This is a genomic window from Mesorhizobium wenxiniae (genome assembly GCF_002284535.1).
In the GTDB taxonomy this organism is placed as follows: domain Bacteria; phylum Pseudomonadota; class Alphaproteobacteria; order Rhizobiales; family Rhizobiaceae; genus Mesorhizobium; species Mesorhizobium wenxiniae.
Genome location: NZ_NPKH01000014.1, coordinates 41772 through 62225, shown reverse-complemented (window position 1 = coordinate 62225; position 20454 = coordinate 41772). Strand labels below are relative to the sequence as shown.

General features: G+C 61.0%; 27 protein-coding genes and 1 tRNA gene. 9 read left to right on the top strand and 19 right to left on the bottom strand.

The annotated features are described in order from the left end of the window. Positions 1-466: 466 nt before the first annotated feature. From CIT31_RS05475 to CIT31_RS05445, 7 genes are all read right to left on the bottom strand, one after another. A complete protein-coding gene (locus CIT31_RS05475) occupies positions 467-1345 on the bottom strand; it encodes a 3-hydroxybutyryl-CoA dehydrogenase (RefSeq protein WP_065008482.1) in 879 nt (292 codons plus the stop codon). 116 nt (positions 1346-1461) lie between these two features. After that, positions 1462-2391, bottom strand: coding sequence for an electron transfer flavoprotein subunit alpha/FixB family protein (locus CIT31_RS05470; RefSeq protein ID WP_095517786.1), 930 nt, complete (start codon positions 2389-2391; stop codon positions 1462-1464). Positions 2392-2411: 20 nt separating this feature from the next. Then, entirely contained in the window at positions 2412-3161 is a 750-nt protein-coding gene (locus CIT31_RS05465) for an electron transfer flavoprotein subunit beta/FixA family protein (RefSeq protein ID WP_095517785.1), read from the bottom strand. A 314-nt stretch (positions 3162-3475) separates the two neighbouring features. Continuing rightward, positions 3476-4279: a rhomboid family intramembrane serine protease gene (locus CIT31_RS05460; protein WP_095518093.1), complete on the bottom strand. Its 804-nt coding sequence runs from the start codon at positions 4277-4279 to the stop codon at positions 3476-3478. Positions 4280-4305: 26 nt separating this feature from the next. After that, a complete protein-coding gene (locus CIT31_RS05455) occupies positions 4306-4887 on the bottom strand; it encodes a cob(I)yrinic acid a,c-diamide adenosyltransferase (RefSeq protein WP_095517784.1) in 582 nt (193 codons plus the stop codon). Between the two features lie 28 nt (positions 4888-4915). Then, a complete protein-coding gene (locus CIT31_RS05450) occupies positions 4916-5107 on the bottom strand; it encodes a twin transmembrane helix small protein (protein ID WP_029348580.1) in 192 nt (63 codons plus the stop codon). Positions 5108-5130: 23 nt separating this feature from the next. Further along, on the bottom strand, positions 5131-5997 hold the full coding sequence (locus CIT31_RS05445) for an SDR family oxidoreductase (protein ID WP_095517783.1): 867 nt from the start codon (positions 5995-5997) through the stop codon (positions 5131-5133). Between the two features lie 57 nt (positions 5998-6054). On the opposite strand from CIT31_RS05445, the gene CIT31_RS05440 reads away from it, so the two are divergent. Beyond that, positions 6055-6906: a YihY/virulence factor BrkB family protein gene (locus CIT31_RS05440; RefSeq protein ID WP_095517782.1), complete on the top strand. Its 852-nt coding sequence runs from the start codon at positions 6055-6057 to the stop codon at positions 6904-6906. Between the two features lie 70 nt (positions 6907-6976). Here CIT31_RS05440 and CIT31_RS05435 read toward each other — a convergent pair whose 3' ends face one another. Further along, on the bottom strand, positions 6977-7852 hold the full coding sequence (locus CIT31_RS05435; RefSeq protein ID WP_095517781.1) for a DMT family transporter: 876 nt from the start codon (positions 7850-7852) through the stop codon (positions 6977-6979). 146 nt (positions 7853-7998) lie between these two features. Beyond that, positions 7999-8874: a tRNA glutamyl-Q(34) synthetase GluQRS gene (gene gluQRS, locus CIT31_RS05430; protein ID WP_095517780.1), complete on the bottom strand. Its 876-nt coding sequence runs from the start codon at positions 8872-8874 to the stop codon at positions 7999-8001. A 91-nt stretch (positions 8875-8965) separates the two neighbouring features. Here gluQRS and CIT31_RS05425 point away from each other — a divergent pair, with 91 nt between their 5' ends. The 3 genes from CIT31_RS05425 (at position 8966) to CIT31_RS05415 (ending at position 10694) form a co-directional block, all read left to right on the top strand. Beyond that, positions 8966-9607, top strand: a complete 642-nt coding sequence (locus CIT31_RS05425; protein ID WP_095517779.1) for a DNA-3-methyladenine glycosylase family protein — start codon at positions 8966-8968, stop codon at positions 9605-9607. A 229-nt stretch (positions 9608-9836) separates the two neighbouring features. Beyond that, a complete protein-coding gene (locus CIT31_RS05420) occupies positions 9837-10394 on the top strand; it encodes an HNH endonuclease (protein WP_095517778.1) in 558 nt (185 codons plus the stop codon). 36 nt (positions 10395-10430) lie between these two features. Next, positions 10431-10694 (top strand): hypothetical protein, encoded by a 264-nt coding sequence (locus CIT31_RS05415; RefSeq protein WP_095517777.1) that lies wholly within the window; start codon positions 10431-10433, stop codon positions 10692-10694. Between the two features lie 24 nt (positions 10695-10718). On the opposite strand, the gene CIT31_RS05410 is transcribed toward CIT31_RS05415, so the two are convergent. Both CIT31_RS05410 and CIT31_RS05405 read right to left on the bottom strand, forming a co-directional pair. Further along, on the bottom strand, positions 10719-11237 hold the full coding sequence (locus CIT31_RS05410; protein ID WP_095518092.1) for a disulfide bond formation protein B: 519 nt from the start codon (positions 11235-11237) through the stop codon (positions 10719-10721). A gap of 70 nt (positions 11238-11307) precedes the next feature. Continuing rightward, a complete protein-coding gene (locus CIT31_RS05405) occupies positions 11308-11895 on the bottom strand; it encodes a YqaA family protein (protein ID WP_095517776.1) in 588 nt (195 codons plus the stop codon). A 267-nt stretch (positions 11896-12162) separates the two neighbouring features. Between CIT31_RS05405 and CIT31_RS05400 the strand changes: the two genes are divergently transcribed. After that, positions 12163-12247, top strand: a tRNA-Leu gene (locus CIT31_RS05400). A 9-nt stretch (positions 12248-12256) separates the two neighbouring features. Here CIT31_RS05400 and CIT31_RS05395 read toward each other — a convergent pair. The 7 genes from CIT31_RS05395 to CIT31_RS34945 are packed head-to-tail and all read right to left on the bottom strand — an operon-like array spanning position 12257 to position 14607. Further along, positions 12257-12604, bottom strand: a complete 348-nt coding sequence (locus CIT31_RS05395) for a site-specific integrase (RefSeq protein WP_206073334.1) — start codon at positions 12602-12604, stop codon at positions 12257-12259. Positions 12605-12620: 16 nt separating this feature from the next. Continuing rightward, positions 12621-12953, bottom strand: coding sequence for a site-specific integrase (locus tag CIT31_RS33755; RefSeq protein ID WP_133116116.1), 333 nt, complete (start codon positions 12951-12953; stop codon positions 12621-12623). Next, on the bottom strand, positions 12923-13183 hold the full coding sequence (locus CIT31_RS05390) for a hypothetical protein (RefSeq protein WP_095517775.1): 261 nt from the start codon (positions 13181-13183) through the stop codon (positions 12923-12925). The genes CIT31_RS33755 and CIT31_RS05390 overlap by 31 nt, the downstream gene beginning before the upstream one ends. After that, positions 13174-13437 (bottom strand): helix-turn-helix transcriptional regulator, encoded by a 264-nt coding sequence (locus CIT31_RS05385; RefSeq protein ID WP_206073333.1) that lies wholly within the window; start codon positions 13435-13437, stop codon positions 13174-13176. The genes CIT31_RS05390 and CIT31_RS05385 overlap by 10 nt, the downstream gene beginning before the upstream one ends. Further along, positions 13406-13642 carry a DUF4326 domain-containing protein gene (locus CIT31_RS05380; protein WP_342586907.1) on the bottom strand — a complete coding sequence of 79 codons (237 nt, stop codon included), beginning with the start codon at positions 13640-13642 and terminating at the stop codon, positions 13406-13408. Before CIT31_RS05380 ends, CIT31_RS05385 begins: the two co-directional genes overlap by 32 nt. Beyond that, complete coding sequence (locus CIT31_RS35855; protein WP_342586906.1) at positions 13611-13748, bottom strand: DUF4326 domain-containing protein; 138 nt, start codon at positions 13746-13748, stop codon at positions 13611-13613. The genes CIT31_RS05380 and CIT31_RS35855 overlap by 32 nt, the downstream gene beginning before the upstream one ends. After that, positions 13738-14607, bottom strand: a complete 870-nt coding sequence (locus CIT31_RS34945; protein WP_245316119.1) for an HNH endonuclease — start codon at positions 14605-14607, stop codon at positions 13738-13740. The genes CIT31_RS35855 and CIT31_RS34945 overlap by 11 nt, the downstream gene beginning before the upstream one ends. Before the next feature lie 429 nt (positions 14608-15036). Between CIT31_RS34945 and CIT31_RS34100 the strand changes: the two genes are divergently transcribed. After that, on the top strand, positions 15037-15198 hold the full coding sequence (locus tag CIT31_RS34100; RefSeq protein ID WP_165778359.1) for a hypothetical protein: 162 nt from the start codon (positions 15037-15039) through the stop codon (positions 15196-15198). A gap of 248 nt (positions 15199-15446) precedes the next feature. On the opposite strand, the gene CIT31_RS05365 is transcribed toward CIT31_RS34100, so the two are convergent. Beyond that, entirely contained in the window at positions 15447-15629 is a 183-nt protein-coding gene (locus CIT31_RS05365; RefSeq protein ID WP_095517773.1) for a hypothetical protein, read from the bottom strand. A 92-nt stretch (positions 15630-15721) separates the two neighbouring features. Between CIT31_RS05365 and CIT31_RS05360 the strand changes: the two genes are divergently transcribed. From CIT31_RS05360 to CIT31_RS05345, 3 genes are all read left to right on the top strand, one after another. Then, on the top strand, positions 15722-16528 hold the full coding sequence (locus CIT31_RS05360; protein WP_342586905.1) for an ATP-dependent DNA ligase: 807 nt from the start codon (positions 15722-15724) through the stop codon (positions 16526-16528). 128 nt (positions 16529-16656) lie between these two features. Further along, entirely contained in the window at positions 16657-16878 is a 222-nt protein-coding gene (locus CIT31_RS05355) for a DUF768 domain-containing protein (protein WP_029353267.1), read from the top strand. Positions 16879-17683: 805 nt separating this feature from the next. Then, positions 17684-20389: a PAS domain S-box protein gene (locus tag CIT31_RS05345; protein ID WP_095517772.1), complete on the top strand. Its 2706-nt coding sequence runs from the start codon at positions 17684-17686 to the stop codon at positions 20387-20389. Positions 20390-20454: the final 65 nt, after the last annotated feature.

The window sequence follows — 20454 nt, the reverse complement described above, 5'->3', positions numbered from 1 at the left end:
CATCTCTGGGGTGCTGACCTACCGTGGCACCATAAGTCCGGAACGTGTCCGAGACGCGACCTCCATAGCGATGGCCGCGTAAGTCCGATTATGGCGCTCGTTGCGCGTTCCAATGAACGAGACGTACGACAGGAAACCACCCATCTCGGCCATTGGCGGCAGCCCGCTGATTGAGTTTTGACCCTAAAGCGGAATGCGTTTGGATTGGAACCGGGCTCTATCTCTTTGTTTTAGCCGCATTTGTGCGGCGCCAAAGTGATTCCACTTGGCTGCAAAATGCTCTACGTGAAACGCTCTGCCGGGCTGGTTTAAGCCAAATCCATCGGGCTTCCGCGGTCGGCGAGCAAACGGGCAAGGATCGGCCTGATGCGGTCTTCGATCAGCGGCCACGAAGCTGTCGACAAAACAGCCGCATGGTCGTCACTCAGCGCGACCGCGCGCGATGTCCGTGAGCTCGTATCGCCGGTCAGCGCGTCGGAACGGGATGCTCGCCGCGATAGTCGTAGAAGCCGCGTCCGGTCTTGCGGCCGAGCCAGCCGGCCTCGACATATTTCACCAGCAGCGGGCAGGGGCGGTATTTCGAATCCGACAGGCCGTCATGCAGCACCTGCATGATCGACAGGCAGGTGTCGAGGCCGATGAAATCGGCAAGCTGCAGCGGTCCCATCGGATGGTTGGCGCCGAGCCTCATGGCGGTGTCGATCGCATCGACCGAGCCGACCCCTTCATAGAGCGTGTAGATCGCCTCGTTGATCATCGGCAGCAGGATGCGGTTGACGATGAAGGCCGGAAAATCCTCCGAGACGGTGATCGTCTTGTCGAGATGGTTCACATAGGCCTTTGCCGCTTCGAAGGTCTGGTCCTCGGTGGCGATGCCGCGCACCAGTTCGACCAGCTTCATCAGCGGAACCGGATTCATGAAATGGATGCCAATGAACCGCTCCGGCCTGTCGGTCTGCGCGGCGAGACGTGTGATCGAAATCGACGAGGTGTTCGTCGCCAGGATGGCTTCCGGATTGAGCTGCGGGCAGAGCTGGGCGTAGATCTTGCGCTTGACCGTCTCGTCCTCGGTCGCCGCTTCGATCACCAGATCGGCAGCCGCAAGGTCGGCCATGGTGGGCGCTGCCGAAATGCGCGCCATCGCTTCGTTGCGCAGCTTTTCCTCGAGTTTGCCGGAGCCGACCTGGCGGGCCATGTTGCCGCTGATCGTGGCGATGCCCTTTTCGATGCGGTCGGGTGAGATGTCGTAGACCAGCACCTTGTACCCCGCAAGCGCGGACACATGGGCGATGCCGCCGCCCATCTGGCCCGCGCCGATGATGCCGATCGTCTCGATCTTGTTCATTACACCGATCCCGTCAAAAGGCTTTGCGGCCTGCTTTTTGTGCGGTGCAAACTAAAAGGGCGGGGCGACTTCGTCTACCCCGCCCTTCACAATTTAATACGCTTTGGCAGAAGGCGTCAAAGCGCCTTTTGCAGTTCCGGCAGAATGACGAAGAGATCGCCGACGAGGCCGTAATCGGCGACCTGGAAGATCGGGGCTTCCTCGTCCTTGTTGATGGCGACGATGACCTTCGAATCCTTCATGCCGGCAAGATGCTGGATGGCACCGGAGATGCCGACCGCGATGTAGAGATCGGGTGCGACCACCTTGCCGGTCTGGCCGACCTGCCAGTCGTTCGGCGCGTAGCCGGCGTCGACGGCGGCACGCGAGGCGCCGACGGCCGCACCGAGCTTGTCGGCGATCGGCAGGATGACTTCTTGGAATTTCTCCGAAGAGCCCAGCGCGCGGCCGCCCGAGATGATGATCTTGGCCGAAGTCAGCTCAGGACGATCGGTCTCGGAGAGCTTGTTCTCGACGAAGCTCGACAGGCCGGGATTGGCCGCCGCCTGAACCGTCTCGACCGGGGCGGAACCGCCCTCGGGTGCGGCCTGGAAGGAGGCGGTGCGCACGGTGATGACCTTTTTGGCGTCGCTCGACTGCACCGTCTGGATGGCGTTGCCGGCATAAATCGGCCGCTTGAAGGTGTCGGGCGATACAACTTCGATGATCTCCGATACCTGCGCGACATCGAGCAGGGCTGCCACGCGCGGCGCGACATTCTTGCCCGACGAGGTCGCCGGCGCGATGATCGTGTCATAGGCACCGGCTATGCCGACGACGAGTGCGGCCAGCGGCTCGGCGAGGCGCTCGGTGAGTTCGTCGGCTTCGGCGAGCAGCACCTTGCTCACGCCCTTGAGCTTGGCGGCAGCATCGGCAGCGCCGTTTGCGCCCTTGCCGGCGACCAGCACATGCACGTCCGAGCCGATCTGCAGTGCCGCCGAAAGCGCCTTGGCGGTCTGGTCGGAAAGCGTCGCATTGTCGTGTTCGGCAATCAGAAGAATTGTCATTTTCTTGTCCCTTCGCAGCCTTACAGCACGCCGGCTTCGTTCTTGAGCTTGTCGATCAATTCGGCGACGCTCTTGACCTTGACGCCCGCCTTGCGGCCGCCCGGCTCCTCGGTTTTGATCACCTTCAGCCGCGGCTTGACGTCGGCGCCGTAGTCGGCCGGGATCTTCTCGTCGAGCGGCTTCTTCTTGGCTTTCATGATGTTGGGCAGCGAGGCATAGCGCGGCTGGTTGAGGCGAAGATCCGCGGTGACAATCGCCGGCATCTTCAGCTCCACCGTCTGCAGGCCGCCGTCGACCTCGCGCGTCACCTTGGCCTTGTCGCCATCGATAACGACCTTGGAAGCGAAAGTGCCTTGCGCCCAGCCGAGAAGTGCCGCCAGCATCTGGCCGGTCTGGTTCGAATCGTCGTCGATTGCCTGCTTGCCGAGAATGACAAGACCGGGCTTTTCCGCCTCGACCACGCCCTTCAGCACCTTGGCGACACCCAGCGGCTCCGTCTGCTCGTCGGTCTTGACCAGGATGGCGCGGTCGGCGCCCATCGCGAGGGCGGTGCGCAAGGTCTCCTGCGCCTGCTGCGGCCCGATCGAGACGACGATGATCTCTTCCGCCTTGCCGGCCTCCTTCAGCCGGATCGCCTCTTCGACCGCGATCTCGTCGAACGGGTTCATCGCCATCTTGACGTTGGCGAGTTCCACCGCCGAACCGTCAGCTTTCACACGAACCTTCACATTCGCATCCACAACCCGCTTCACGGGCACAAGGATCTTCATTTGCCTGTCACCTCTTTCACGATAGCCACCTCTTTCAAGATAGTCGGGGGCGCTATAGCAGTGTGCGTCTCTTCAGAGTTGTCGAAAGCCGACATTCCGGACGGAATTCTAGTCTCCGACCGCCTAAAACGCGTCGCGTTTGACCGGCCTCGCGCGACGCGCTTTAGGTTGTTGTTTTATGCATGTCGTTATCGCAAAACCGCTGCACACTTTTGCGCGACATGCATTGTGGGAAAGCTTCCGTAGTTGCGGCAACCCCGCACGTCAATATCCGAGGCGCGCCCAAATTATCCGTGACGCGCACTCAAGTCGGTTCAGTCCGGACTGGACGCGCTTCCCCGTCCCCAGCGCGGCGCCGCCTGCGCCGGCTGCGGGTCGCTTGACGCCGGCTCTGCGGCAACAGGCACCTGGCCGGCGACCACCATTGCTTCTTCCTCAGCACCGGCAAGCAGTGGTACGGCGCGATTGCGCAAAATCAGCACCAGCACGGCCCCGGCGATGATGCCGCCGACATGGCAGGCCCAGGAGATCTGATCCTCGCCATCGGCGGCGAACATCACGATCTGGAACAGGATCCACAGGATGAGCGGGATGAAGGCCGGGATCCGCAGCGGGATGCGGGCGAAGGCCAGCACCCATACCTTCACCCTGGGGTAGAGGATCAGATAGGCGGCGACCACGCCGGCGATGGCGCCTGAGGCGCCAATCAGCGGAACCTGCGAGTCCCACGCGATCAGGCCCTGGAAGAAGGCGCCGGCGATGGCGCACAGCAGGTAGAAGATGAGAAAGCGTACATGACCGAGCGCGTCCTCGACATTGTCGCCGAACACCCAGAGGAACAGCATGTTGCCGCCGAGGTGAAAAATATCGGCATGCAGGAAGGAATAGGTGACGTAGCTCAGGCTCTCCGGGATCACGACAAACTGCGGAGCCAGTTCGACGCTGTCGTGGACGACCGACGGGATGAAGCCGAGGCCCAGCACAGCAGCATTGGTGAACTGCTCGCCGCCAAGCGCGGTGGCGAAGTAGATCAGCGTGTTGAACGCGATCAGGCCGATCGTCACATATTGCTGCTTGATGTGGCGCAGCCGGTTGGTGTCATAAAGCGGGATGAACATCGGACCCCCCTCCAGCCTCGGCAGATTCAGCGGTTCTTGCCGGGAACCCATAGCACGTCGGCGTTTCCATTGTCATTGACCGCGCGTGCGGCGACGAACAGAAAGTCCGACACGCGGTTGATGTATCTTATCGCCTCGCGGTTGACATGCTCGCTTGGGTCCTGCGTCAAAGCCACCATGATGCGCTCGGCCCGCCGTGCCACCGTGCGGGCAAGGTGAAGGGCCGCCGCCGCCGCCGTGCCGCCGTTGAGCACGAAAGATTTGAGCGGCTGCAGGTCCTTGTTGAGCAGGTCGATGTCCTTTTCGACACGGTCGGTCTGCACAGCGGTGATGCGCAGCGGCTCATAGCCGAGCGGCTTGCCGTCGTCCGGCATCGCCAGATCGGCGCCGAGGTCGAAAAGGTCGTTCTGGATGCGGCCGAGCATCGCGTCGATCCCCTGATGGGTTGCCGCGGTGTGGATGCGGGCCATGCCGATGCAGGCATTGGCTTCGTCGATCGTGCCATAGGCGTCGATGCGCAGATCGGATTTCAGCCGCCGTTCACCGGTGCCAAGGCCGGTGGTGCCGTCATCGCCGGTGCGGGTGTAGATCTTGTTGAGCTTGACCACGCTCTGCCTCCCGAAATCGCCACCCTCGTCACTTGCGGGTGAAATACACCGCCAGCATGATCAGCACCAACGCCACGAACTGCAGCAGCACGCGCGTCTGCATCAGCTTGTTGGAGGTCATGGCGGAGCCGCCGCGCATCATGTTGATGAGGCCGCGGATCAGCACGATCACCACGGCGACCATGACGAGGACAGCGAGGATGTTGAAGACGGTTGCCATAGTGTGTTTCCAGTCGATTGCGTTCAGGCGCGTTTGGCAAGCAGGCGGTAGAGCATTGATGCCGGCAGGACGCGTTTGAGGATAACGCCGATCCTGGCCGGCACCGTTACCACATAATGCGGACGCGGGCGCCGCGACAGAAGCGCATGGCGCAAGGCCGCATGAACCACCTCCGGCCCAGGCTTCAGCCGTGACGTGCTGCCGCCGGCCTGCAGCCGTTGCAGCTGCGCCTCGTAGGCGAGACGGTGGACGGAATTCTCACGGTCGATATTCCTGAGAAACCACCCAAGGCCGTTGCTGGCGATCTTCGATATTACCGGCCCCGGCTCGATCAGCGAGACATGGATGCCGCTGCCCTGGAGTTCCTGATGCATGCACAGCATCAGCCCTTCGATCGCGTGCTTGGACGCCGAATAGGCGCCGCGAAAGGGCAGCGGCGCCAGGCCGAGGATCGAGGAGCAATGGACGAGACGGCCATGGCCCTGGCGGCGCATCACCGGCACGACACGGCGGGTGAGGTCATGCCAGCCGAAGACATTCGCCTCGAATTGCTCCCTGAGTGCTGCGACAGGCAGGTCCTCGACGGCGCCGGGCTGGGCGTAGGCGCCATTGTTGAAGAGGGCATCGAGCCGTCCGTCCGTCCGTTCCAGCACCGACGCCACCAGCGTCTCGATGGATCCAGGTTCGCGGTAGTCCAGATAGAAAGCCTCGATGCCATCGGCCTCGAGGGCAGCGATGTCCTCTGGCTTGCGCGCCGTCGCGAAGACCTGCCAGCCTTCCGCCTTCAGCGCTCGCGCGCAATAGGCGCCTATCCCGGAAGAAGCACCGGTGACGATGATGGTGCGCAACTCTTCTCCGGGAGGAAGCGTGGTTTGACCTAGGCTTGCCATTTGCAGCAATCCCTTCCCATATTCGCGGCGTCGAGACAATCGAAGGGAACGCGGTTCTTGTTGCGGAAGATCGTAGCCCTCAAACGCGTGCTTTATGACGCGTTCGGCCATTTCGATGCGGACGATGGCTGGGCGATGGCCAGTCATCTGGCGATCACGGCGCTGATGGCGCTTTTCCCCTTTCTGATTTTCGCCACGACACTGGCCAGCTTCCTCGGCGCACAGGCTTTTGCCGACACCGCCGTGCATCTCGTCTTCGACACCTGGCCCGAGCAGATCGCCAAGCCGATCGCGCGCGAAGTGCTCAACGTGCTCACCGTGCAGCGCAGCGACCTGTTGACCTATGGCGTGCTGCTTGCCGCCTTCTTCGCCTCGAACGGGATCGAGGCGCTGCGTACCTCGCTCAACCGCGCCTACCGCGTTTCCGAAACGCGCGGCATCATCTATCGCCGGGTGCAGAGCATCGCCTTCGTTCTGATCGCCACGGCAGGTTTTCTGGTGATCAGCGTGCTCGTGGTTTTCGCGCCCTTACTGGGGCGGCTGGCCGAGGCCAATTTCGAATGGATAAAGCCCTATATGGGCACGATCACGCTGTGGCGTTACATCATCGCCTCCGCCGTTATCGTCGGCGGGCTGTTCGCGGTGCATTACTGGCTGCCTGCCGGCAAGCGCCGCTTCGTCTCGATCATACCGGGCATCATCTTCACGCTGATTGCCTGGCTCATCGGGTCGACCATCTTCGCCGCCTATCTCGACCGTTTCTCGTCCTATGTGACGACCTATGCCGGCCTTGCCTCGATCATGGTCGCGGTCGTCTTCCTCTACATCGTCTCGGCGATCTTCATCCTTGGCGGCGAGCTCAATGCCGCGATCAGCCGCTATCTGGAGGCACGCGCGAGAGTCGGCTGAGTCTTAGTTGAGCATGATCTTTTCCGAAAACCGGTTCCCACTTTTTGCTACGCTGACCTTCGGTTCGGGATCATGCTTTGGTCGGCTGAGCGGTTGCCAGCCCGACGCCGAGCGTCGCGATCGCCATGCCGACGATCTGGACCAGGTTCAACTGTTCGCCGAACAATACCCAAGCGATGACCGCGGTGACCGCCGGGACCAGATAGAACAGCGAAGCGACTTTCGACATCTCGCCGTCGCGGATCATCACCATCAACAGGAAGATGGCGCCGATCGACAGCACCAGCACCAACCATGCCATGGCGAAGATCAACTCGCCGTTGACGACGACCGTTCGCGTCTCGGAGGCGAGCGAGGCCAGGACCATCACCGATGCGCCGCCGACATATTGCCATTTGGTGGCCGCCACGAGATCGCCGCCGGAGGCGAAGCGCTTCTGCCAGATCGTGCCGGCGCTCATGCCGAGCACCGAGACGAGCGAGGCGGCCAGCGTCTCGGCCGTCACGCCGCCGCCGAGCGCACCGAGCTTCGGCCAGAGCACAATGACCACACCGACCAGACCGATGCCGAGACCGGCCCAATGGCGCGGCAGGATGGCCTCGCCGAGAAATCGGCCGGCCATCACCGCGGTGATCAGCGGCTGCAGCCCGACGATCAAGGCCGAAAGCCCGGCCGGCATGCCCCTGTTGATGGCCCAGAACACGCCGCCGAGATAGACGCCATGCATCAGGATGCCGGCGCCGGTCGCGTGCAACGCTTCCGCGCGGGTCGCCCGCCTGGAACCGAGTGCTGCCATCAAGGCGGCCAAGAGGACGGCTGCCAGAACGAAGCGCGCGGCCAGGAAGGTGAATGGCTCGGCCCATGGCATGGCGTAACGCGCACCGATGAACCCGGTCGCCCACAGGACGACAAAGGAGGCGGGGATGAACCGCTTGATGCTGTGCATTTTCGGGAGGCTGCCGCGTGATCGGTGAGGGTTGAGTGTCGCGACTGCTGTAATGCGGTTCAACCTAGCAAGCAAAACCAAACGGTTGATCCATAGGCTCATCCGAATTGAAGGGTGCGCTCATATTTGCGGTCGTATGCGCCGATCTAGAACCCAATCAGCCGCCTGAGGCCGGCCGGCGATGCGCCGGCCTCGCGCAAGGCGGCAAGGCCGGTATCCCGAAGACTCTTCGACAGCTTTCGTCCGTCCGGGCCGAGGACGAGACGATGGTGGAAGTAGCTTGGTTGCGGCAGGCCAAGGATCTCCTGGAGCAGGCGCTGCACGCCGGTGGCGGAATGGAGGTCCTGGCCGCGCACGACATGGCTGACGCCCTGCAGCGCGTCGTCGACGACGACGGCGAGATGATAGCTGGTCGGGATTTCACGGCGCGCCACGATCACGTCGCCCCAGTCCTGCGGCCGAGCATGCACCGTGCGTGTTGCGGAAAGCCGCTCATCCGAAAATACCAGCCATGACAGGTCCGTCCCGACGCGCGCCATCGCAGCATCGACGTCGAGCCGCCAGGCGAAAGGCGCATTTTCGGCAATTCGACGCTGGCGTTCCCTCATCGGCATTGCCTTGTCGACGGCGGGATAGAGCGGCACGCCGTCCGGGTCGCGCGGCCAGTCGCGCCCGCGCTTTTCGCTGGCGGCAATGAAGGCGCGGATTTCGCCACGGCTCATGAAGGCCGGGTAGACGAGCTCTTCCCTGATCAGCCGGTCGAGCACCGCCTGATAGTCCGCGAAATGATCCGACTGACGGCGCACCGGTTCTTCCCAGCCGAGCCCGAGCCATTTCAGATCGCGAAAAATGCCGGCCTCGAATTCCGGCGTGCAGCGCGTCGAGTCGATGTCCTCGATGCGCAGCAACAGGCGCCCGCCGGTTGCTCTCGCCAATTTTTGATTGAGCAGCGCCGAATAGGCATGGCCGAGATGCAGTTCGCCATTCGGGCTCGGTGCGAAGCGGAATGTCAGGAGTGTCATCGTTCGGCGGCAATCGGGTTGTGCGGCGCTTTCGCCAATTGCTACTTTGCGCCTGATTACATCTGACATTTTGCGCTGGGAACAAGCAGACATGCAACGTATCGCCACGCTAGACGACATCGCACAAGGGCTGGACGCACTCTGCGTGCTCGACCCGCGTCTCGCAAAGGTGCGCGGCATGGCCGGCGAGGTGCCGCTTCGGCTTTCCGAGCCGGGGTTCAGAAGCCTTGCCTCGATCATCGTCTCGCAGCAGGTTTCCCGCGCCAGCGCCGACGCCATCTTCGGGCGGCTGAGAAAACTGGTGGATCCGCTGACGCCGCAAGCGATCCTTGCCGCCGACGAAGCCATGTTTCGCGAGGCCGGACTGTCGCGGCCGAAGCAGCGCGGCCTGATCGCCGTGGCCCAGGCGGTGGTCGAGGGCCTCGACCTCGATCATCTCTGCTTGCTCGACGCCACGGATGCGATCACGGCGATGACCAAGGTGTCGGGCATCGGCCCGTGGACGGCGGAAGTCTATCTTTTGTTCGCCGCCGGTCACCCCGATGTCTTCCCGGCACGCGACGTTGCCCTGCAGAGCGCGGTCGGCCACGCGCTCGGCATCGACCCGCGTCCGCCCGAGAAAACGCTGATCCAGCTCGCCGAATCATGGAGCCCATGGCGAGGTGTCGCATCGCGGCTTTTCTGGGCCTATTATCGCGAATTGAAAGGCAGGGACGCCGCGCCTCCGGCCTGAATTCGCAAAAAAGCATTGAAATCAGGCGCTTTTGGCGTGGCGTTTGATCGACAAGCCGCTTCACATCCCTGTCATGTCGGGCTTACAGTATCCGCGCCGACAGGTTGCAGCGCCGCGCATCCAGTTGGATGCGCAATGACGCTGTAGGACTTTTGAAGCTGCGCATGATCCTTTCTGAAAATCTGATCCGATTTTCGGGGTCATGCGCTGAACCAAGGAGGTCAATGACGTGACGGTTGCCGTATCTCCGGATGGGCTTCCAGCACTGGTGCTGAACGCGGATTACCGTCCGCTCAGCTATTACCCCCTGTCGCTCTGGTCTTGGCAGGACGCCATCAAGGCGGTGTTCCTCGAGCGGGTGAACATCGTCGCCGAATACGAGCACGCCGTGTCGTCGCCGACCTTCTCGATGAAACTGCCGAGCGTCGTCAGCCTGAAGGCCTATGTGAAGCCATCGCGGCATCCGGCCTTCACCCGCTTCAACGTCTTCCTGCGCGACCGTTTCCAGTGCCAGTATTGCGGCACGCCGGAGGATCTCACCTTCGACCATGTCATTCCCCGCCATCGCGGCGGCGCGACGACATGGGAGAATGTCGTCGCCGCCTGCTCGCCGTGCAATCTGAGGAAGGGCGGCATGATGCCGGCGCACGCCAAGATGTGGCCGCTGCAGAAGCCGTATCAACCGACGGTGCAAGATCTGCACAACAATGGCCGCCTGTTCCCGCCCAATCATTTGCATGAAAGCTGGATGGATTATCTGTACTGGGATGTCGAACTGGAGCCGTAGGGTCGGCGTCAAACATTGAGGCAGCTTGGCCGACGCATGTACAAGATCATGATCGAGTGCCTTGACGTCGCGCCGGGTTCAGGTCCGCAAGCTGCCATCGACATTGAGCAAGAGTTTCGCATCCATCGGACTTGGCACGAGCGGCCTAGCTGCACTTATGCCAATGGGAAACTTCTACTAATCGCACGAAATAACTTCGATGCCGACGGCATGGCCCTGCTCGACGAATTCTGGGACTGTCTGGCCGCATATCTGGGAGAGCACGGACCGATGCACATCCTTGGTGTCGAGCAGGTCTGAGGCAGCCCGAACCTGTTTGCTTAGTTAGTCCCGTGCAAAGGCGCCACGGAAGGCGATGACGGCCAGGACCAAACTGGCGATGGCGTTCCAGCCGGCCAGCGACAGGCCGAGGATGCGTACAGCCGCCTTGTCGCAGGAGGGCGGGACGAATCTGTCGAGCGCATCGAGCACGCCCTTGCCGCCGGTGTCGACCGGTCCGGCAGCCGCTGCACAGTCGGTCGGCCCCGGCCACCACGCCCATTCGACGCCGGAATGATAGACGCCGAGATAGACGCCGTAGACCATCAGCAGGCCGCCGACGGTCAGCAGGCCGCGTGTCAGCGATGCGGGGGCGCGCAATGTCGACGCAAGCGCCGCCAGCAGCATCAGCGGCACGCCAATGTAATAGGGAGTGCGTTGCTCCAGGCAAAGCTTGCAGGGAATGTAGCCGCCGAGGTGCTGGAAGGCCAGCGCCGAACCGACGGTGGCGGCCATGGCGGCGGCGAGAAACAACGCCGTCCGCATACGCTGGCGTTCAGTGTCGGCATTCACGGTCACTGTCATCGATCTGCCGTTAGCCTTCTTATTGAGCATGATGTTTCCGAAAACCGGTTCCCACTTTCGGGATCAAGCTCTAAAATGCGTATTTGACGACGATATAGAGCGAAATCAGGGCAGCGGCGGCGGCGCCCGCGATCATGCCAAGGCGCTTTTCGATGAACTCGCGGATCGGTTCGCCATAGCGGCGCAGCAGCCAGGCGAGGAACAGGAAGCGGGCGCCGCGCGCCACGATCGCCAACACTATGAACAGCAGGAGATTGACGCCGATGACGCCGGACAGGATCGTCACCACCTTGATCGGCGGCAGATGGGCGAGGCCGGAAGTGATCAGCATCAGGATGATGAAGCCGATGCCCGACGAGACGCGCAGCGCCTCGAAGTCGTCATACTTGCCGTAGAATTCGAGGATCGGCTTCGCCACCGTGTCGTAGGCATAGTGGCCGATGTACCAGCCGGCGATGCCGCCCAGAACGGAGGCCAGCGTGGCGACCAGCGCGTAGCGATAGGCGCGATCCGGCCGCGACAGTGCCATCGGCAGGTACAGCACGTCGGCCGGCACCAGGAACACCGAGCTTTCAACGAAAGCGATGAAGGCCAGCCACCATTCGGCGGATTTCTTTGCCGCCAGCGACAAGGTCCAGTCGTAAAGTCCGCGAAGCATCGGTACTCCTAATGCACGTCGCCCAAAATGCGCAGCGGTTTTGGGATAACAATGCATAAAAACAAAGACCAAAAGCGCGCCACATGAATCTCTCGAGACGCGACGCAATGCGCTGCCTGTCTAGAAAGATTTTTCGCGCCGCACAATGGCCGCAGCTTCACGAAATCGAAGGCTGGGGTTGAGCGAAGGCAGCATGTCGGGAATTGGCCAGTTGACGAACAGGCCTCCAACCGTATAGTCCGCGCCAATCCAGGCCGCCCGGCCTGAGCCCCTATGGCGGAATTGGTAGACGCGCTCGACTCAAAATCGAGTTCCGCAAGGAGTGCTGGTTCGATCCCGGCTAGGGGCACCACCTGCTTTTTCAAGCACTGATTTTATTCGCTTTTTCGCCTGTTTTTGTCCCACTTTCTTCAACCACCTCAACCGGTGGGACAGTTTCGTCCATTTTTTGTTCCGCGGTGAAGAGCAGTTTGTGGGCTGCGCGCCCGGCGATTAGCTTGCGCCTCGCCTTCTTGGTATAGTGCGTCGACTGCGCCTTTGTGACCCAGCCGAAGATGGCCATCAGGTCTTCGTCAGTCGCACCGTTCTCGGCCGCGATGGTGGCGCCGAGCTTGCGCAAGCCATGCAGCGAGCACTCTGGCAGTTCGGCCTGGTCGCACCAGTCGCGCATCTTGTTGCCGAGCGAGTTGACCGTAAAGGGCGCTTCCATTCCGATTCGAGAAAGGTCAGCGCGCCGGCCGTGCCGGCGTCGATCTCGTCTTGCAGTATTGGCAGGAAGGCAGCTCGACGACGACGCCGGTTCGCTTCTCGGTCTTGCCGGGCCTGATCGTCAGCCATCCAGATTTCACATGCTGCCTGCAGACGATGGCGAGGTCCTCTCGGCGCAAGCCGGTGAACATTGCCAGATAGAGTGCGAGGCGCGCCTTCGTTCCGCTCGGGTGCCGCTTCTTGTAGGTCTCGAACTCTTCGACCGTCCATGAGTGGAAGCCGTCGCCGGAGTAGAGACGCTTGATCCGGAGAGCGGGATTTACGGAGCAACAGCATTGTCGACGGCCCAACCGAACATCGCCGAGATGACCTTGACGATGTCGTTCTGAGCGCCTGGCGTCGACCGCAGTTCGTCGCGGATCTCGAGCACGTGCTTGCGCTCCATCAGCGCGAACGGAAGCGTGCTGCGCTTCCTGTTCTTGAACTTGCTGTCGCAGATCTCATCCGATGACCGATCGCCGCGCCAGCAATTTGGGGCTAAGTTTGCCGCTTGGGCAAATTCCTTCGGCATCAGCCCCATGGGTTCACACCTCCATGGGTGCCGTCAAGCGGCACGATCGGTTCCGATCGGTGAGGCAGGGCGCGAAACGCCGCCGCGACCTCCTCGACATCCCAGATCAGCCGGCCGGCGATCGTGCGCGGTTCCGGCATTTTCCCCGCCGCGACAAGGCGATCGAACAAGCTGGTGCCGATTCCGATCAGCGCGGCCGCCTGTTCGCGGTTGATGCCGACGGGCGGCAGGCTATCGGGCAAGACTGCGGAAGCGCGCTTCACCGCTTCGCCCGCACGGCGGTGTTGGCAATGTTGAGCGCACGTCGGCGTGGCAAGGGGCGCCTGCCTTGCACCAGCACGCGAGATTTTTGCCGCGCAACTCGGCCTTTGCCGCAGCCACCAACTGCGGTGTGTCAGGTGCTATGCTGGCAAATAGCTGCCATGCATGCCGACGATCAACTGTAGACGCCGCCTGAATTGCCGACAAGGAACGGATTGCCCCATTTCGTCGACCGGTCCACCTTGACGGTGTTGGCAGGCGCCAACCCTTGCGGCGCGAAAGCTGGATTCTGACAGGCGCGCTCATCTGCCACCTACCTGCCGAGCGAGGGCTTCGCGGGCGCGTCGGGAATTCTCCAAGCGGCGCGGTAATTGTGATCGATTTTTCGTCTGGAAAGTCTCCGAGTAGCAGTCCTTCAATCGGGCTGTCTTTGCCATTTGGCCAATAATAGCTGCCACCAGCCTAGCGTTCTCAGCTTCCAGCTCCGTGATGCGCGCTCCGAGTGCCGCATTTGCCGCTGCGAACTTGATCGACCCGGCGCGCAACTCGGCGATGTCAGCTTCGAGCTTGGCTATGTGGTCGGCGGCGCGGCGGTTCCATGCGGCGCGTGCGCGTTCGAGCGTGTCGTTGTTGGGCCGTGATAGCTTGGCGCGACAGACGCTCCGCAGCCTAGGCAAAACATCTGCTGGCCATCCCGGACATATCTGTCCGTAACATGATCGCCCGCGCAAAATGGGCATGGAAGCAGCTTTGGTGACTCGCTCAAGGTGCTGTCCTCGCGATGTAAAGCGACCGGTGAGGCTGCATCGCCTTGGCCTCGCGCTGGGGCTTCTCGGGTTTGGGGAACTGACGGCCGGAGAGAGTGCCGGCGGCCTTGGTGATGCCGATGTGCTTCTTGCGCACGCGGCGACCTTGGCCTTGTCGGCAACGTCAGCGGCGGTCTTAATCGCGTGGCAGGGCTTCTTGTGGATCGGGGCGAGGTTGCTCTCGCGATTTTCGCCGCCGTTGATCAGCGCCTTGATGTGGTCTGTCTCGACCTTCTGGCCTGGCTGGATCGGCTGGCCGCAGAAATGGCAGATGCCTTTGTCACGGTCGAACACGCGCTGGCAGACACACGGGGGCGCCTTCGTATTGTCGTTCCTGCCGATCCACTCTTTGACGGAGCGTGCCATCACTCAGCCCTCTTCGGACCCGGCAACAGCGGCTGCATCCTCCGGAGGCAAGCACTGATCCTGAAGCGGTCATGGAATGCCTTCTGGCGCAGTCGACGTGCCGGTGGCCGCGGTGTTCCATCACGGCCGCTCTCGCGGGCGTCGGCCTTTCCGTCCTGGTTTCATCGGCGCTGGACAGGGACCCGCCGCTCGCGTTCGAACAGGCTGTCCTGACGCCGGAGGTTCCGCAGGGAGGTGTCCTCGATCTCCAATATACGATTCTCCAGAGCCGGGTTTGTGCAGCTACGGTCGAGCGCTTCGTGACCGCTTCCGAAGGGACAATCCATGTCCCGTCCACCTATCAGTCGACCGTCGCTCGCTCATCGAAGGCTATCCACCGGAAGGTCGGGAGACCTACCGGCGTTCCGTCACGATCCCCTTGGCTGCGAAGTGGGGAAGGCGCGCTATGATGCCCGCTTCTCCTATGCCTGCAATCTCTGGCACAAGCTGACGAAGCCGATCGTCGTTTCGGCGCCGTCGGTGGAATTCATCATCACGCCGGCGGGCTTGAGCGCTGACGCCAGAGCAGCCGTAACTACTGCCGGTTGGTAGACGTACGCCGGCGGGGTGCGTAGTTTCTGCGCACTGGGCACACCCCCCCGCTCACACCCCTGTGCCTGGTGAACGAGTGAGGACTCTCGCCCGCCGTGCCGAAAGGTGCGGCGGGTTTCTTGCGTATGGAACAAAGGCTCGAGACGACAGTTTGGTCACCTGCAGCATGTTTTCGTAGGTACATGCTGCGATCGGCGTCCTCCCGATCAGCCCGCGTCCTCTCCCCAGCAGGCGCGGGCTTTTATGCCCTAGGCGTCCATTTCCAGCCGATCATGCACCGGCTTATCATGCCAGATCACTTGCCTGAGATCCCGCATGTCGACCGGCTGCTCACAGATCGGACAGATATAAAAATGGTCGCCTTCATTCTTGGGCGGGTCCCCGTGGCGCGTGACGGTGATCGGCGGGCCGAGGTCGGATAGCTTCGTCATCCCCGCCAAACATTCAATTTTGCTAAAAAGTTCCGGAACTGAATCGTCTTTCGTGCCTTGAGTCGCGTCAGTGGCGTGAGGTTCCAATATGCGTGCGTAAGCGTTCCGGCGAAGGGAGGTTGTCGTTCATTCCGCCAATGCTGCGGACCCAGGTGCCGGAGCCACCTTCCGGCAGTGACTGGATCCACGAGGTCAAGCTCGACGGCTACCGTTCGCAGATCGTCATCAACGACGACGATGTCCGCATTTACACCAGGAGCGGCATCGACTGGTCGAGCAAGTTGCGCGGCCTGATCGAGGCCGCCAGGGCGCTCGGCCTCGACAACGCCATCATCGACGGCGAGACGATCGTTACCAACGAAGCCGGCCTGCCCGACTTCGCGTCCCTGCAGAAGGCGATCACCCAGCGCCAGCACGATCTCTATCTCGTCGCCTTCGATCTGCTCCACCTCAACGGCCAGGACCTGCCCGACCTCGGCGTCGAGGAGCGCCGCGATATCCTGCACGGGCTGATCAGGCCGGGCGAGCGGATCCAGTTCAGCGAGGCGATGCCGGGGGAATCGGATGCGCTGTTCTACCTGATCGATAAGGCAGGCATGGAAGGCATGGTTTCGAAGCGCCGCGGCAGCAAGTACCGCAGCGGGGAAACCAGGCAATGGCTGAAGACCAAGAGCTTTGTCGTCAGCGAGCTCGAGCTGCTCGGCGTGCAGCGCGAGAGCGGCAAGGCGGCGTTTGCGCTGCTGGCCGAGCCGGACACCCGCAGATATGTCGGGTCGGCCTTCATCACCTTGCCCATCGACATCCGCGAACGGTTGTGGAAGCGGGTCACTGAACATGCCGGGCCGCCGCCCAGGGGCATGAAGAAACGGCCGGCGACGCTTGGGTCCAGCCGGGGCTGAAGCTGCGCATCAAGCACCTCAGGGGCGAGCACAAGCTGCGCCAGGCCTCGCTGCTGGGTTTAGGTAACGAAAGCTAATATTGCTTTGCGCTAATGGAACCGTTTGATCTGGCGCGACTTATCAGGCCCATGAGCACACGCGGCACGAACTTCTTTTATAAGTGGCTTAGCAACAACCTGCCCGCTATCGTGCGGGCCGATGTGATCTCGGTCAGTGAACTGGCACATAAACTATTCGCCGACGCCAAGTCTCTCGGAATTAGCAGAACCGAGATAGAGGAAGACACCGGCGGCGTTCATGAGGCGATCCTGGACGCGATCGTTCATCATGACGCGGGCGTAGTTGGCTGATCCCTGTCGCCGCCCTCTAGCCGCTCGATGGTCTCGGTGATCGCCTTGCATAAAAGCTCGCGTGAGCGACGGACTAGAGGGGCCGGCCACGCAGGCCATTGCGGAGGATGGAGTTGCCGGCGCCACTGCAAATAAGCGTCTCGAAGCGGACGGGGATGGATATCCCGTCCCTTGTCACGGCCTTGTCATAACGGTGTCAAAGCCATCTTCACACATTTTAGCGCCGCCCCCGAACCTCTTGGCCGCATTCGGGGGAGCCGGACTGCGTCTGCTCCGTCGTGGTGCCGTTGCCCTGCCCAGCCGTGAGCAGCGTGCGGATCGACCCCGTAAGTATGTTGTCGTCGGGGCGGAAATGGTCGGGCCAACAGGCGCGGCCGGCTGATTGACGCGGTCTGAACCATAGTGGTCGCTGCCGGCAAAAGCGCTGCCCGTGGCAAGCGCAACAGCTGCAAAAACTATGTGGTCGTAGTCAGCTTTTTCATTGGAGATACTCCCTAGACGTAAACACGCCCCCGGGCCTCGTTAAACTTGAGCCTCATATGGTCCCTCCGGCGGCTCGCGACGGAGTACCCAGTTTACCCTCCGACACGGGTGTATTTTGCGTAATCGCCCAAAGGACCGCAATGCTGCGCCATCGTGTCGTTCGAAGTGGCGCGATTACGCGGGGAGGGACGCGGTGCGGGAATGACCGCCTAAACATTTCGCAACGTGATATTGAAAACAGCCTGGGGCTAATCGAAGACCGAGTTTTCTGGGAACTTTTCTTAGCTCCAAACATTCCTGATCGTTTGGGAGGGGGCAATACATGAAACAATTTTTTTTTCCTGATGATCTTGGTGAAGCAGGATCGCTCTTGGACGAGAGGGGCTGCGAGTTCCAGGTTTCGGATCCCGTCCTCACCAATGAGTTTGAAGATTTCTTCGAGAATGCCGCACTCGCACTTCACTTGGTGGGGAAAGACGGGACCATCCTGCGCGCCAATCGTGCAGAGCTGGAAATGTTGGGATATAGGGCCGAGGAATATGTTGGCCGCAACATTCGCGAATTTCATGCGGATTCGGAAGCGATTGAAGACATATTGAACCGCTTGGCCCGGCGGGAGCAAGTTCAACACTACCGCGCACGGTTGCGCGCCAAAAATGGTTCGATCCGCTGGGTAGAAATAACATCCAACGTTCGCGCAGCAGGCGACCGCTTCCTCAATACGCGCTGTATCACCATCGATGTGACCGAAAAGGCTAAGGCGCAAGAGTTGGTACTCGAACAGGAGCAGCGGCTTGCCATCACTTATGAGAACGCTGGCACAGGAATCGTGGAAGCAGACGCCGAAGGCCAGTTGTTGCGGGTAAATTCCCATCTATGCAAACTATTGGGCTACACACCGGAAGAGCTGATTGGACGATCCATTTTCGATTGCACCTTTCCCGCCGACGCTGAAGCAGATCGCGAAAAGTATCGACGGCAAGTGGCTGGCGAGATTGACAGCTACACGATGGAAAAGCGGTTTGTCTGCAAGAATGGGTCAATTGTTTGGGCTGTTGTGAATTCCTCAAGCGTTCACGACGGCAACGGGCAGTTTCGCTATGCCGTACGGGTGCAGCACGATATCAGCGAGCGCAAGCGGATTGAGGCGGCGCTTGCCGAACGGGCCGAGCAACAGGCCGCGATACATCAATTCACGGAAATGCTGCAGCATGCACGCACGCGAGAGGACATCTATGAGCCGGCGCTCGATGCAATCCAACGCGCGCTCCAATGCCAGCGTGCTTCGATACTGCTGTTAGATAACAACGGGCACATGAAGTTTGAGGCTTGGCGCGGTTTATCGGATACTTATCGCCTTGCGGTAGAAGGACACTCGCCTTGGTCAACGGAGAGCCAAAATCCGCAGCCCATCTGTGTCGGCGATACAGAGAAAGCGGATTTTCCGGAACAGTTAAAACAGGCAATCCGGGCTGAACGTATACGCGCGGTTTGCTTCGTTCCAATTATGGAAGGTGGACGACTCCTCGGCAAGTTCATGGCCTACTTCGATCAGCCGCAGAATTATTCGGAAGAGCAGATTGAAGTGGCCCGGAACATTGCTCGTCAGCTCGGTTTCGGCATTGAGCGCATAAAGGGCGAAAATGCCGCTCAAAGGCTGGCGGCGATCGTGGAGTCTTCCCATGACGCGATCGTCAGCAAGGATTTGAATGGGATCATTTTAACATGGAACCGGGGTGCTGAGCGCCTGTTCGGCTATTCAGCCTCCGAGGTAGTAGGCAAGCCCATCACCATAATCATCCCCCAGGACCGACTACCGGAGGAACCGCTAATTCTGGGCCGCATACGCAACGGTGAGCTTGTCGATCATTTCGAAACGATCCGGCGCCGCAAGGACGGGTCTCTGGTGGATATTTCTCTCACAATATCGCCGGTGCGAGACGCAACGGGCCGTATCGTGGGCGCGTCCAAAATTGCTCGGAATATAACTGAGCAAAAAATCGCCGAAGCAGAGGTGCGCGACAGTCAACGCCACCTTCAGGATTTGCTCGCCGCCATCCCCGCTGCAATCTATACAACCGATCAGCACGGCAAGATCACATATTTCAATGAAGCCGCGGTCCACCTCGCGGGCCGCACACCGGAGATCGGCAGTGATCAATGGTGCGTCACCTGGAAGCTCTATTGGCCCGACGGAACGCCGCTTCCTCACGACGAGTGCCCAATGGCTGTTTCTCTTCGCGAAGGGCGACCGGTTCGGGGAGTTGAGGCGATCGCCGAGCGGCCGGACGGCACCCGGATTCCGTTCATTCCTTATCCGACGCCGATGCGTGATGCCGCTGGGAAAATCATTGGCGGCATTAACATGCTGGTTGACGTAAGCGAGCGCAAGCAAGCCGAAACGCAACAGCGAGTCCTGCTCAACGAACTCAACCATCGCGTTAAAAACAACATGATGATGTTGAAGTCCTTGCTTTCGGTGGCGGCGAGGGAGAGCCAAAATTCCGAAGCCCGCAAGACGCTGGAGGAGGCAAGCAAACGGGTCGCAACCATGGCTGCGGCCCAACGCGTACTCTATGACACGCCAGACGCCTCCAATTTCAGCGCACCGCTGTTCCTCGAGGCGATCTGCGAAACCGCGAAGCCCATGTTTCCAGCGAACATTCAATTAGTTTGCAGCGCCGATCCCATCCAATTGCCGAACGATATCGCGATGCCGCTTGCCCTTATAATCAATGAGCTTTTGATCAACGCGGTCAAACATGGCTCAACGGCCACGGCAAGCGCGACCATTCGAGTTGGCATTAGGCAGAATGGTCGAAAGCAGGTGTTGACGGTCGAGGATGAAGGTCCAGGTTTCGATCTGGGTGCCGTGCGTCATTCCTCGTCGGGCTTGCGGCTCGTTGAGGGTTTGGCCGGACAGATTCGTGGAACGTTGGAAGTGGCACGAGATCCGTCTCGTTGCGTGGTGATTTTTTCTCAGGCTCCGGGAGAGAACGGCATTGAAGTCAAGAACGGCAATATTTGAGACGAGCCGAACAGGCGAATCCAGCGGGACTGTCAGACCTCGGTTGGTCTTCTCCAGAGAAGATG